At 43.9% G+C, this 12,757-nt stretch carries 13 protein-coding genes; 3 read left to right on the top strand and 10 right to left on the bottom strand.

The features are described from left to right. From F890_RS18555 to F890_RS07255, 7 genes are all read right to left on the bottom strand, one after another. Nucleotides 1-160 (bottom strand): transposase domain-containing protein (locus F890_RS18555; protein WP_005266224.1); only part of this gene is annotated, 160 nt, incomplete at its 3' end. A gap of 207 nt (nucleotides 161-367) precedes the next feature. Continuing rightward, nucleotides 368-1,507, bottom strand: a complete 1,140-nt coding sequence (gene rodA, locus F890_RS07280) for a rod shape-determining protein RodA (protein ID WP_004645269.1) — start codon at nucleotides 1,505-1,507, stop codon at nucleotides 368-370. A gap of 112 nt (nucleotides 1,508-1,619) precedes the next feature. Then, entirely contained in the window at nucleotides 1,620-2,333 is a 714-nt protein-coding gene (gene ispD, locus F890_RS07275) for a 2-C-methyl-D-erythritol 4-phosphate cytidylyltransferase (RefSeq protein ID WP_005100062.1), read from the bottom strand. Next, nucleotides 2,302-2,694: a septum formation initiator family protein gene (locus tag F890_RS07270; RefSeq protein ID WP_004645271.1), complete on the bottom strand. Its 393-nt coding sequence runs from the start codon at nucleotides 2,692-2,694 to the stop codon at nucleotides 2,302-2,304. Before F890_RS07270 ends, ispD begins: the two co-directional genes overlap by 32 nt. Nucleotides 2,695-2,701: 7 nt before the next feature. Next, complete coding sequence (eno, locus tag F890_RS07265) at nucleotides 2,702-3,991, bottom strand: phosphopyruvate hydratase (RefSeq protein WP_004278719.1); 1,290 nt, start codon at nucleotides 3,989-3,991, stop codon at nucleotides 2,702-2,704. A gap of 59 nt (nucleotides 3,992-4,050) precedes the next feature. Continuing rightward, nucleotides 4,051-4,908: a 3-deoxy-8-phosphooctulonate synthase gene (gene kdsA, locus F890_RS07260; protein WP_005266221.1), complete on the bottom strand. Its 858-nt coding sequence runs from the start codon at nucleotides 4,906-4,908 to the stop codon at nucleotides 4,051-4,053. Nucleotides 4,909-4,940: 32 nt separating this feature from the next. Next, a complete protein-coding gene (locus tag F890_RS07255) occupies nucleotides 4,941-6,581 on the bottom strand; it encodes a CTP synthase (RefSeq protein ID WP_005100051.1) in 1,641 nt (546 codons plus the stop codon). A gap of 225 nt (nucleotides 6,582-6,806) precedes the next feature. Between F890_RS07255 and F890_RS07250 the strand changes: the two genes are divergently transcribed. Continuing rightward, nucleotides 6,807-7,229 (top strand): hypothetical protein, encoded by a 423-nt coding sequence (locus F890_RS07250; protein WP_212749438.1) that lies wholly within the window; start codon nucleotides 6,807-6,809, stop codon nucleotides 7,227-7,229. A 57-nt stretch (nucleotides 7,230-7,286) separates the two neighbouring features. Here F890_RS07250 and F890_RS07245 read toward each other — a convergent pair whose 3' ends face one another. The 3 genes from F890_RS07245 to F890_RS07235 all read right to left on the bottom strand — a co-directional run bounded on the left by F890_RS07245 (nucleotide 7,287) and on the right by F890_RS07235 (nucleotide 11,092). Then, nucleotides 7,287-8,399, bottom strand: a complete 1,113-nt coding sequence (locus F890_RS07245) for a YheT family hydrolase (RefSeq protein WP_005266219.1) — start codon at nucleotides 8,397-8,399, stop codon at nucleotides 7,287-7,289. Between the two features lie 70 nt (nucleotides 8,400-8,469). Continuing rightward, nucleotides 8,470-8,880: a nuclear transport factor 2 family protein gene (locus F890_RS07240; RefSeq protein WP_005266218.1), complete on the bottom strand. Its 411-nt coding sequence runs from the start codon at nucleotides 8,878-8,880 to the stop codon at nucleotides 8,470-8,472. Nucleotides 8,881-9,067: 187 nt separating this feature from the next. After that, nucleotides 9,068-11,092 carry an NADPH-dependent 2,4-dienoyl-CoA reductase gene (locus F890_RS07235; protein ID WP_005266217.1) on the bottom strand — a complete coding sequence of 675 codons (2,025 nt, stop codon included), beginning with the start codon at nucleotides 11,090-11,092 and terminating at the stop codon, nucleotides 9,068-9,070. 166 nt (nucleotides 11,093-11,258) lie between these two features. On the opposite strand from F890_RS07235, the gene F890_RS07230 reads away from it, so the two are divergent. Then, complete coding sequence (locus tag F890_RS07230) at nucleotides 11,259-11,801, top strand: PadR family transcriptional regulator (RefSeq protein WP_005266216.1); 543 nt, start codon at nucleotides 11,259-11,261, stop codon at nucleotides 11,799-11,801. Between the two features lie 20 nt (nucleotides 11,802-11,821). Further along, nucleotides 11,822-12,754 carry an alpha/beta fold hydrolase gene (locus tag F890_RS07225; RefSeq protein ID WP_005103426.1) on the top strand — a complete coding sequence of 311 codons (933 nt, stop codon included), beginning with the start codon at nucleotides 11,822-11,824 and terminating at the stop codon, nucleotides 12,752-12,754. Nucleotides 12,755-12,757: the final 3 nt, after the last annotated feature.

The following is a 12,757-nucleotide window of genomic DNA, read 5'->3' as shown; positions in this document are numbered from 1 at the left end:
ATACCACATGTTCGGCAGGTAATTTTCTTCTCCTGATAGAAGCCTTACCTGTTTGATGTAGGCTTTCTTTAATCCAGTTTAAATCAATGAGTTCACTGAAATGGCTGAGTGAAGGCAAAGAATGTTGAAGGGTGCAATCTAAATTTTCAGATAAAGTCATAAAAAAAATGAGCGTATTGGCATACACTCATTTTTACTACATTTTTCTAATGTCTGCTTAACTGACTGGCATTACTCATTTGAGGGCTTTTTAATTTCATACGAATTCTAAAATATTCTTCTTTTTTCTTCTGGCCAAAACAGGATTTTTAAAACAACTTATTTTAAGTATATAAAAAGCCGGAACCAGTCCGACTTTTAGAATGATTTATCGATGGGTATGAATCGACATCACAATGCCCATCCCGGCCAGCATGGAAATCACTGCCGTTCCACCATAACTCATGAGCGGTAATGGATCTCCAGTTACAGGTAAAATCCCGCTCACCATGCCTGAGTTTAAAAATACAAAGAAGAAGAAAGTCAGTCCCATGGCTCCAGCATATAAACGGCCAAAGTTATGAAAGCTGTTTAAACCAATCATCAGACAGCGAATAATAATGGCAGTGAATAAACTAAACAGCAGGAAAACACCGATAAAACCGAATTCTTCGGCATAAGTCGACATAATAAAGTCAGTATGATGTTCAGGCAGATAACCTAAATGTGATTGGGTACCTTCGGTATAGCCTTTGCCCGTGGAACCACCTGAACCAATCGCAATTTTGGACTGGATGATATTCCAGCCTGCACCCAAGGCATCCGATTCCGGATCAAATAACGTGGTAATACGTTTTTTTTGATACTCTTGTAATACAAACATCCATGCAGCCGGAGCTGCCACGGCTACTGCAGCGGCTGCACCACCAATCAGACGCCACGACATCCCACTTAAAAATAGAACAAAAATACCGGGAATCACCAAGCCAATGTTCAAGTCAGGCTGAAGCGCCACCAAAACAAATGGTACGCCCAATAAAATCAGAGCCCCCACAATATGCAAAAATTTGGGAGGAAACGGCTTACGTGCAAAATACCATGCCATCATCAAAGGCATCGCAAATTTCATCACCTCACTCGGTTGCATGCTTCCTACCCCCGGCAAGGTAATCCAGCGGGTTGCACCCAAGCGTTTTTCACCAATCACAAAGACCAGAAGCAGCATGAAGATCCCGAAGGCATACAGGTATGGACTAATCGCCTGATAGACTTTCGGTGGAATCTGCGCACAGATAAACAGCAGCACAAAACCAATTCCAAAACTGATCGCCTGACGCACCACCATGCCAGAGTCTTCGGATGTCGCGCTATACACCACCATTAAACCCAGGATTGCATTGAGAACTAGAAAGCACAATAACCAGGGATCAAGGTGCAACTTGGTCCATCGAGATGAATCTTGCGGGTTAATACTACGTCCATCACGCAAAGAGTGACGTAAAAACCGATACTGCTGTGAAGGTATCATTGGCCAAAAGGTGAAAAAGAATGATGGCAAAATTATAAGTGAAAGCTATAGCGAATAGATCGCTATAGCCAGATTTATTCTGCTTTTATTTAAATATTATTTGAATATATTTTTAAGCCTGAGCCTGTAAAATCAGTTTGGCCAGTTCCAGATCGTCCGGATAGGTAATTTTAATATTATCGGAACGCCCTTGTACTACACTCACCTGTTCGCCGATATGTTCCAGCGCACTGGCTTCATCAGTAATCGTAGCACCATCTTGCAAAGCCTGCTCAATCGCCCGTTTCAACACACCTAGCTTGGCCATTTGTGGTGTTTGTGCCTGCCATAGCATTGAGCGATCCACTGTTTCCTCAATATCAAAATTGGTTACTACACGCTTAAGTGTATCTCTTACTGGAATCGCCAGAATCGCAGCCTGATCATTTGTAATCGCCGTATTGACTAACTGTTGCAGACAATCCAGACCGACACAGGGACGCGCCGCGTCATGTACCAGCACCCACTCATCTTCAGAAGCGATTTGAGATAAATACGTGAGTGCATTTAACACGGAATTCACCCGCTCGGCACCGCCCAGACAGAAATGGGCTTTCTCTTGACTGGAAAATGGCAGCATTTTTGCGACGTTGTCCTGTTCACCAATCGCCAGGACATAACCCGCCAAAGGCAGTTGATTCAGACGAGCCACCGTATGTTCAAGAACAGTTCGCTCTTGAATCATCTGATATTGTTTCAGTTCTGTTTTGGAGAAACGGCTACCGGAACCTGCAGCTGGAAGAATGACCCAAAGTTTAGGGTGTGGTTGGTGCTTCGGCTGACTCATTGGTTCGCAGGTCTACTTTAGAATTAGGATTAAGATAGATCGGTTTATATTGAGTACTGATCGTGCTCATTTGAATAAAAGTTTCGCGTGGCTTAATCAGACCAAGATCTAAACGCGCATGTTCTTCGATGGCTTCAATACCATTCTTCAAATCATAAACTTCTGCCGCCAGAACGCGATTACGCTCTTTCAGCTCATCATTCAATTCCATCTGTTGCTGGATTTTCTGGGTCAGTTGCTGATGATCATGATAACCACCTTCACCAAACCAGTATAAATATTGAAACCCTGCGATCAAAATGATCGCAAGGCCCAACAGTACTTTACTCGCAGTCGAGTCGAATACATTTAACATTGACATAAGTCGCTTAGTTCAAACCTTTGAACTCAGCTTTACCGCGATATGCAGCATTAGTCAATTCTTCAATACGAAGTAATTGATTATATTTCGCTACACGGTCAGAACGGCAAAGTGAACCAGTCTTGATTTGACCCGCTGCTGTACCTACTGCAAGATCAGCAATCGTTGAATCTTCCGTTTCACCTGAACGGTGTGAAATTACAGTAGAGTAACCATTCTCTTTCGCAAGGTAGATGGCATCTAAAGTTTCAGTCAAGGTACCGATCTGGTTGTATTTGATCAGAATCGAGTTACCCACTTTTTCGTTGATACCACGTTGCAGAATTTTCGGGTTCGTTACGAACAAGTCGTCACCAACCAACTGGATCTTGTCGCCAAGAATAGAAGTCAGGTAAGACCAGCCTTCCCAGTCAGATTCGTCCAGACCATCTTCAATCGAGATAATTGGGTACTGGTTTACAAGACCTGCTAAATAGTCAGAGAACTGGTTGCTTGTGAACGCTTTGTTGCCTTCGCCCGCAAGAATGTACTGACCATTTTTGTAGAATTCTGAAGATGCACAATCCAGCGCAAGCATGATGTCAGAACCTGCTTTGTAGCCAGTTTGACCAATTGCTTCAAGAATAACCGTAATTGCTTCTTCGTTTGAACGTAAGTTCGGTGCAAAACCACCTTCATCACCTACCGCAGTGTTTAAACCTTTTTTGTTTAATACTGATTTAAGTGAATGGAAAATTTCAGCACCGGCACGTAGCGCTTCAGAGAATGAAGTGAAGCCTACTGGCTCAATCATGAATTCTTGAATATCGACGTTGTTGTCTGCATGTGAACCACCATTGATGATGTTCATCATTGGTACAGGCATGGTCAAAATCGTTTGACCGCGAAGATCTGCGATGTATTGGAAAAGAGGAATTTTCTTTTCTTCAGCAGCAGCGCGCGCAGCAGCCAAAGACACTGCCAAAGTTGCGTTTGCACCTAATTTTTCTTTGTTTTCAGTACCGTCAAGCGCGATCATCGTGTTATCGATGTCTTTTTGTTCGAATACTGATTTACCGACCAAAGCGTCACGGATTAACGTATTGACGTTATTTACCGCAGTTTTAACGCCTTTACCTAAGTAACGCGCTTTATCGCCATCACGAAGTTCTAAAGCTTCACGAGAACCAGTTGAAGCACCAGATGGTGCACATGCACGGCCAACTACGCCAGATGCTAAGATTACGTCTGCTTCGATGGTAGGGTTACCACGAGAGTCCAAAATTTCACGTGCACGAATGTCAACGATTTGGCTCATGAACTATTCCTCAGTTGATTAATATGAGCTGCCTATACGGCAGCGCAAGAGTGATAAACTCAGTGTGTATCTAACTTTTCGAAACCTTTAACCAAGGTATCCAATTCTTTTAGCTGTGCCAGGAACGGCTCAAGCTGAGACATGCGCAGCGCACATGGACCATCACACTTGGCTTTTTCCGGATCTGGATGTGCTTCCAGGAACAAGCCTGCAAGACCCGTTGCCATACCCGCACGTGCAAGCGTTGTAATTTGCGCACGACGACCACCGGCAGAATCTGCACGGCCGCCTGGGGTTTGTAAGGCATGGGTCACATCAAAGAAAACCGGGACATTCATTTCTTTCATGATGTCGAAGCCCAGCATGTCTACAACCAGATTGTTATAGCCAAATGCCGAACCGCGTTCACAAATGATCAGCTTGTCATTTCCGGCTTCCAGACACTTATGCAGAATATGGCGCATTTCGTGCGGAGCCAGGAACTGGGCTTTTTTGATGTTGATGATCGCATCCGTTTTTGCCATGGCTTCAACAAGATCCGTCTGACGGCTTAAGAAAGCTGGCAATTGAATAATGTCTGCCACTTCTGAAACAGGAGCCGCTTGGTACGGCTCATGCACATCGGTGATGATCGGCACATTAAAGTGTTTTTTAATGTCAGCTAACCACTCGAGACCTTTTTCCAGGCCTGGGCCACGGAAAGAGTTCAGGCTTGAACGGTTGGCTTTATCAAAGCTGGCTTTGAACACATATGGAATACCCAAACGTGTACAGATATCAACATAAGTCTCTGCGATTTCAAAAGCCAGGTCTTTAGATTCAAGTACATTCATTCCGCCGAATAATACAAATGGCAAATGATTTGCCATTTGTATATCGCCCAAACGTACAATTTCTTGTGGTTTTAATTGCGACATTTAAACTTCCCTAGTTGTGTCCTACGCACCGATTATTTGGTTTTTTGGTACTGCTTTTTCGCAGCATCAATGAAACCTGCAAACAATGGATGACCATCGCGTGGCGAGCTGGTAAATTCCGGGTGGAATTGTACTGCAATAAACCAAGGATGTGCAGGAATTTCAACAGTTTCTACCAGATGCTGTACCGGAGAATAACCCGAAATCTTCATGCCTTTTTCTTCCAGCACTGGGATATAACGGTTGTTCATCTCGTAACGGTGACGATGGCGCTCGATGATTTCTTCAGAACCATAAACTTCTGCAGTTTTAGTCCCTGCAACCAGTTCAGATTTTTGCGCGCCTAAACGCATCGTGCCACCCAGATCAGAATCAGCAGAACGTTGCTGAACTTCACCACGCTCATCTAACCATTCAGTAATTAAACCAATCAATGGAGATTTGGTTGAACGGTTAAATTCAGTCGAGGTCGCGTCTGCAATACCAGCAACATTACGTGCGTATTCGATCACAGCCAACTGCATACCCAAGCAAATACCGAGGAACGGCACACCGTTCTCACGAGCGAACTGAATCGCCTTCATTTTGCCTTCAGTACCGCGTTCACCGAAACCACCTGGAACCAGAATCGCATCAGCATCTTTCAATACTTCTGCTACATCTTGGCTTTCAAGCTCTTCAGCGTTTACGTAGTCAATCTGAACTTTCACACGGTTTTGAATACCCGCATGCAGAAGTGCTTCATTGACTGATTTGTAAGCATCTGGAAGTTCAACATATTTACCAACCATTGCAACACGTACAGTGTATTCAGGGTTTAGTAGGGCTTCTACAACGTTATCCCAATCTGTTAAATCAGCTTCAGGAAGATCGTTATAACCAAAACGTTCACAGATTAAATCATCAACATTTTGTTCGTAGAATGTACGTGGAATCTGGTAGATCGAACGCGCGTCTTTACATACCACAACGGCACGTGCTTCAACGTTGGTAAATAATGCAATCTTACGCGTCGTATCGGCATCTACATCGTATTCTGTACGGCAGATGAGAATGTCTGGCTGAATACCAATCGACAGGAGTTCTTTAACAGAGTGCTGTGTTGGTTTGGTTTTTAATTCTGCTGCAGACTTAATGTATGGGAGTAACGTTAAGTGCATTAACATGGTACGTTTATGACCAAGTTCAACCATTAACTGACGTACAGATTCCATGAATGGGAGAGATTCAATGTCACCTACAGTACCGCCGATCTCTACGATCGCAACGTCATAACCTTCGCCTGCACGAAGTACACGCTCTTTGATATTGTCAGTAATGTGTGGAATAACTTGCACAGTACCACCCAGGTAGTCGCCACGGCGTTCTTTGTTCAGAACATCCTGGTAAACACGGCCTGATGTAAAGTTATTCAGTTTGGTCATTTTCGCACGACGCAAGAAACGTTCGTAGTAACCCAAGTCTAAGTCTGTTTCAGCACCATCTTCTGTAACAAAAACTTCACCATGCTGGAATGGGCTCATTGTCCCTGGATCGACATTAATGTATGGATCCATTTTTACCATGGTCACTTTTAAACCACGAGCTTCTAAAAGTGCAGCAACAGAAGCAGCTGAAATACCTTTACCTAGTGATGAAACTACACCACCAGTAACGAAAATAAAATGGGTCATTGGGTTTCTCGTACAATCGAGCCTAAATCGGCCTGCAATGTTGCGCAATTTTACTTTACCTTGTACCTAGAAAGCAAAGTCAATCCGCATCAATTCAAAGAACAATAAACAATTGACTATTCTAACAGCAATTCCTATAAAAAATTACAGTAAGTTCATATGATTTCTATCTTGCATTTTGCTGCTATAATAGTGTATCCCCTCCACACTTTTATGTTTGATGCAATGATGATGAAGAAACTTTTAATCTCCACCCTAATCCTGACTGGCCTGACATTAACTGCGTGTGTAAAAAAAGAAGCACCAAAAGAAGAAGAGCAAGTAGAAGTTACTCCAGCATCTGAAATCTCGACTCCAGAACCAACGCAATTTGAACCGCTTGAACCTGTAGAACCAGCGGCAATTGAAGAAGAAGTAGCGCCAACAGTTGAAATTCAACGTGAGCAAACTGAAAATACCACGACCGAAATCCGTCGTGAAATCAAAAAGCCAGAAACGACTGAGCCGGCACCAGTGCCTGAAACCCGCGAAGAACCTGCGTCAAAGCCTGCTGAGACCACACCTAAAACCAATTCAAACTCAGAAAATAAGTCTGAGGATGATGCAGTTGCTGACGCGATTGCTGCAGCGATGCCAGCACTTGACTGATTACAGGATCATTCAACAAAAAAACCCAGCAGATGCTGGGTTTTTTATTGGAACTTTTTAAGCAGATACTGTTGCCGGTGCACGAGATAAGTGAATCAAATAGTCTGCCATTAGTCGGGTAGCCCAAGATTCGGTTTGCATTAAGCCCTGATAAAAGCCGCAATGACTGCCTTTTTTGGTGGTAATCACCATAATATTGGACATCTTCCGAATTTTTTCTTTATAAGGTTCTAAATTCCGAATGTGACACACCGGATCATCCTCCGCATTTAAAATCATTAGCGGGATTTTGACACTTTCAAACACATAAATCGGATTGGTTGCCTGGGTATAACTGGCATAATCCGCAAATCCGGCCAGTTCAAAATAGAGTTTTTCAAATTCAGACAGATCTTTAACTTCTAATAACTGCTTCCAGCTTGGGCAGACCTGCCAGGTTTCCTGATAAGGATGAATAAAGCGCTTAATCAGTTTTTTGGCCATGACTTTACTGTAAAACGGATGCACATTGGCAAAACCGGTTTCAGTGTTATAGCCAGGACATAAAGCAAAAGCTGCTTTTAATGGGGTTTGTTCACCCTCTTCACCCAGATAACGCACTAACAATCCTGTCCCCGCAGAAGAGCCGACTCCATAGAGGTCGGACTGAGGAAATCTGTCCTGTATATACAAGAGTTGTTCACGCAAATCCTGAGTTGAACCAAACAGGTTCATTTTAGGCACAGGCATGGGTAAGTCAGCATGACCGCGGCGTAAACACAACGCCACACGCCAACCGGTATGCTTATGCAGATCACGAACCAGCTCACGCATCGATTCAGGAGAACCGGTAATAGTATGGAGTAAGACAATCGTTGGCGTACTTGCCGGAAGATCCAGACCATACCATGCAATACCGGTAATGCCGCCATCTGACATTTTCAGCTGTTCAAGCGCATCATATTTCAGCTTAATGGTATGTTTTTTAATTAAATCAAAATACAGAATATGTGCGTGTGCATTAGCTAGCCACGGCGTAGGACGATATTTTTGTTGCAGCTGCGGTAGGCGTTCAATGAGTCCTGAAAATACACCATTCGGATGGTAATACAGGGTCGGCTCGTCTGCTCCGCTGAAACGATCCAGATATTCACTGGAAAGCTGACCCAATTTTTTAAGCAACATTTTCATCTGTCATCCCCCTCTAGTTGTACTAGCTGTGATTTACAAATTTCATGCCGACTTGAATCAATAGTTCGAATTAAGTTTTAGCTTGGAATGATTGCATCCGCTGGCCCATCTGTACAGCCAGGGCTTCAAGTCCGGACTTAGGTCGGATCATGACTTCAAAATCAATCATCTGACCCTCTTCATTAAACTGAATCATGTCAACTCCCTTTAGTTTTTTATCGCCCACATTGGCAGAAAACTCAAGTACGACATTGTTACCATCTTCACTTATAAATTCACGGTGATAAGTGAAGTTTTCAAAGACTTGAATGACATTGGTCAAAATAAAAAATACCATCTGTTTTCCAGGATAAGGCTGAAACGCTACGGGTGAACGGAATACCACTTCTTCAGCAAGTAGTTCATTCAAGATCGACATATCACGGGTTTCCAGCATCTCATGCCAGCGTGCAATGGATTTTCTGGTATTTTCGATGGTCATTTTGGATTCCTTCTTTTTTGATATTTTTTAATAAAAGCTTAAATACTTCTTTCTTTTAATTGACAGAATTCCCCCTTTTATTAAAGGTGAGAAGTACTGCTTCGCAAGGGGGGATTCTTTCTTACAAATCCTCTCCCTAACCCTCTCCTTTAATAAAGGAGAGGGGAAAAAGAAGGTTTTAATATTTTCAGATCACCGCCGCCAATTCAGCACCCTGACGGATGGCACGTTTGGCATCCAACTCACCCGCTTCTTTCGCTCCACCAATCAGATGCACATTTTTCCCGGCTGCTTTTAGCTCATCAAACATGGCGGTATAAGATTCCTGACCGGCACAAATGATCACGTGATCGACTTCCAGCACTGCAGGTTTGTCATTCACGACGATATGTAAGCCCTGATCATCAATTTTTTCATAATTGGCGCCCGCAATCATTTTTACGTCACGGTGTTTTAAACCGGTACGATGAATCCAGCCTGTGGTTTTACCCAGACTCGCGCCGACTGAAGCGGCTTTACGTTGCAATAAATAAATTTCACGTTGCGGTTTTTCTACATTTGCGGCTTTTAAGCCACCGACATTTTCATAGTCAGTATCAATACCCCATTCATCATAGAATTTTTCCGGATTGATACTGCCACTTTCCCCTTCATGGCTCAGGAATTCGGCTGTATCAAAACCAATACCGCCTGCACCAATAATGGCAACTCGCTGCCCCACTGGCTTACGCTCTTTCAGAACATCCAGATAAGACAGTACTTTTGCATGAGCAATGCCCGGAATCTCAAGCTGACGCGGTGTCACGCCTGTTGCCACCACAATGTCATCAAAGTTTGACTGAGCCAGTTCTTCCAGACTCGCCTTATGGTTCAGCTGCAATTTAATACGTGGCTGTAATTCAATCTGGCGTTTGAAATAACGCAAGGTTTCATAAAACTCTTCCTTGCCTGGAATGGTCTTGGCAATATTAAACTGCCCACCAATCTGAGCAGCGGCTTCAAATACCGTCACCTGATGACCGCGATTTGCCGCATATACAGCAAAACTTAAACCTGCAGGACCTGCACCAATCACGGCAATATTTTTTGCCACATTGGTTTCTTTAAAAATGAGCTCTGTTTCATAGCAGGCACGTGGATTGACCAGACAGGTGGCAATTTTCATTGAGAAAATATGATCCAGACAGGCCTGATTACAACCGATACAGGTATTGATCTCATCGCTACGACCCTGCTCCGCTTTCAGAACAAACTCCGAATCAGCCAGCATTGGGCGAGCCATAGAAATCATATCAGCATCACCAGATGCCAATACATATTCAGCCATTTCCGGAGTATTGATACGATTTGAAGTGATTAAAGGAATCTTCACCTGACCTTTCAGTTTACGGGTGACCCAAGTGAAGGCTGCACGTGGCACTTTGGTGGCAATGGTCGGAATACGCGCTTCATGCCAGCCAATGCCAGTATTGATAATGGTCGCACCAGCTTTTTCAATTTCTTTGGCCAACTGGATGACTTCTTCCAGAGTTGAACCGCCTTCGACCAGATCCAGCATAGACAAGCGATAAATAATGATAAAGTTCTCACCGACCATTTCACGGGTACGGCGTACGATTTCAATCGGGAAACGGATACGGTTTGCATAGCTTCCGCCCCACTCATCATCACGATGGTTGGTACGTGCTGCAATAAACTCGTTAATCAGATAGCCTTCCGAGCCCATGATTTCTACACCGTCATAACCGGCATATTGAGCCAGCTTGGCACAATTGGCAAAATCATCAATGGTTTGCTGCACTTCAGCCGAAGTTAAAGCATGCGGTTTGACTGGATTGATCGGTGCCTGAATTGGGGATGGCGCGACATTTTCAGCCTGATAAGAATAACGCCCGGTATGCAGAATCTGCATGGCAATTTTCCCGCCCGCCTCATGTACGGCCTGAGTAATCACTTTATGCTTTTCAGCTTCTTCAAGAGTGTCAAGTTTGGAACCACCATGAAACGTTACGCCATGATCATTTGGAGAAATCCCGCCGGTGACGATTAAAGCGACTCCACCTTTGGCACGCTCTGCATAGAAAGCTGCCATCCGATCATATCCGCCGGGTGCTTCTTCAAGACCAACGTGCATGGAACCCATTAATACGCGGTTTTTAAGTGTGGTAAAACCCAAGTTCAATGGGGCAAGTAAATTCGGATATTTAGACATTTCAACTCCTGAGCATGCGTTTAGGCTGGCTATTGTTTTAGCAACTGGCAGTTTGATCCCTCAATCTTTCCAGTTTAATGCAACTTGTTGCACTAATTTATATGCCAGAATTGATTTTTATGCAACATGTTGCATAATAATCCCGAGTCACTTTTTTGAGACGTTTATGTCTTTAGCGCATGTTTTATTGACCAGCCTGATTGAAAAACCTAGCACCGGAATCGAACTGGCTCGCCGTTTTGACCGTTCCATGGGCTTCTTCTGGAATGCCACTCATCAGCAGATTTATCGCGAGCTGAATGCCATGCTGCAAAAAGGCTGGATTTCGACGATAGAAGAGGAAGACTCGAATAGCCGCAAAAAGACTTATCAGGTAGAACGTCTGGGCCGCGAAGAACTGGCCAACTGGATGCTACAACAAAGCCCACCGGCACAACTGCGCGAAGAACTAATGGTACGTCTGCGTGCCGAAGCCCAACTTGGTGGCAATAACACCTTGGCAGAACTGGAACGCCATCTGGAACTGCATAAAGAAAAACTGAAAACCTATCAGCAGATTTTTGCCAAAGACTTTGCTCAAGCGGACAAAACTGACCGTACCTTATATATTCATAAAATGATTCTGCAACTGGGAATTGATCAGGAACTGGGCTGGATTTCCTGGCTGGAACAAGTCATTCCGCGACTCAAACAATTTGACGCAAAATAATTCTAAATACGGAGACACACATGCCCTTTTATCGCATGCCCGATGGTGAACAGCTATTTGTACGCGAATATGGTCAGGGACAGCCTGTACTGGTGCTCTCGGGACTTGGCATGCTGAGCTGGCAATGGAAAGCTTTTCTTTATCCGCATCAGAAAAATTTCTGTTTCATTATTCCAGAATGGCGCGGCTTTGGGGCTTCCAGTCGCTGTAAAATTCCGCAAGATCTCGATGCAATTTCCAGTCACTGGCTGGATGTGCGTTCAGTTCTGACCCAGCTAGAATTAGATCAAGTCATCGTCATTGCCTATTCCATGGGTGCAACCACCGCAATGCACGGCATGCATTATGACAACTTTTCCAGTCAGATTTCTGCTTATTTACATATCGATCAAACACCTAAAATTCCGGTCGATGATGCTTGGGCTTTTGGACTTTTTGGTCCACGTCATCAGGAATTTATCGACATCCTGCAGCAGCTCTCTGCCCTACTTGCACAATACCAGCAAGTTGAATTGATCCGCGATCTCGACATTTCGGTACGTAAACAAATCGCTGCCCTATGGCTAAAGTTTATTCAGCTACAAAATGAACAAAAATATAGTCTGAAAGCTTTCGCATTTATCCTAAATCAACCTCGCCTGCAAAGCCTGTTATTACCTTCCAGCCGGGTGGATTATATGGCGTGGTATATCAATAATTATTTATATCATCGTGAAGATTACCGCGAGGCTCTAGCTCAGCTTAGCTGTCCGGTGACCTTCTTTAGCGGTGTACAATCCAAGTTGTATCCTTTTGAAGGTCAGCGCCTGATTGCAGAAAGCCTGCCTCATGCCAAACAGATAATTTTCAGCAAGTCTGGCCATACGCCTTTACTGACTGAACCGCTAAAATTTTCCCGAGAACTTGGCATCTTCTTGAAAGAAAATTCGCAATCTAGCGGTTCAGCTACCTAAAGA

Origin of the sequence: Acinetobacter sp. CIP 64.7, from assembly GCF_000369745.1 — a bacterium.
In the GTDB taxonomy this organism is placed as follows: domain Bacteria; phylum Pseudomonadota; class Gammaproteobacteria; order Pseudomonadales; family Moraxellaceae; genus Acinetobacter; species Acinetobacter fasciculus.
The sequence above is the reverse complement of the archived record's forward strand: the minus strand, read 5'-3'. Positions and strand labels throughout refer to the sequence as shown.

Excerpts from the sequence above, each read along its gene's own strand:
- F890_RS07235 (WP_005266217.1), bottom strand. The coding sequence starts at position 11,092 with ATGTCTAAATATCCGAATTTACTTGCCCCATTGAACTTGGGTTTTACC.
- ispD (WP_005100062.1), bottom strand. The coding sequence starts at position 2,333 with ATGAGTCAGCCGAAGCACCAACCACACCCTAAACTTTGGGTCATTCTT.
- F890_RS07270 (WP_004645271.1), bottom strand. The coding sequence starts at position 2,694 with ATGTCAATGTTAAATGTATTCGACTCGACTGCGAGTAAAGTACTGTTG.
- F890_RS07255 (WP_005100051.1), bottom strand. The coding sequence starts at position 6,581 with ATGACCCATTTTATTTTCGTTACTGGTGGTGTAGTTTCATCACTAGGT.
- kdsA (WP_005266221.1), bottom strand. The coding sequence starts at position 4,908 with ATGTCGCAATTAAAACCACAAGAAATTGTACGTTTGGGCGATATACAA.
- rodA (WP_004645269.1), bottom strand. The coding sequence starts at position 1,507 with ATGATACCTTCACAGCAGTATCGGTTTTTACGTCACTCTTTGCGTGAT.
- F890_RS07245 (WP_005266219.1), bottom strand. The coding sequence starts at position 8,399 with ATGAAAATGTTGCTTAAAAAATTGGGTCAGCTTTCCAGTGAATATCTG.
- F890_RS07225 (WP_005103426.1), top strand. The coding sequence starts at position 11,822 with ATGCCCTTTTATCGCATGCCCGATGGTGAACAGCTATTTGTACGCGAA.
- F890_RS07230 (WP_005266216.1), top strand. The coding sequence starts at position 11,259 with ATGTCTTTAGCGCATGTTTTATTGACCAGCCTGATTGAAAAACCTAGC.
- F890_RS07250 (WP_212749438.1), top strand. The coding sequence starts at position 6,807 with ATGATGATGAAGAAACTTTTAATCTCCACCCTAATCCTGACTGGCCTG.
- F890_RS07240 (WP_005266218.1), bottom strand. The coding sequence starts at position 8,880 with ATGACCATCGAAAATACCAGAAAATCCATTGCACGCTGGCATGAGATG.
- eno (WP_004278719.1), bottom strand. The coding sequence starts at position 3,991 with ATGAGCCAAATCGTTGACATTCGTGCACGTGAAATTTTGGACTCTCGT.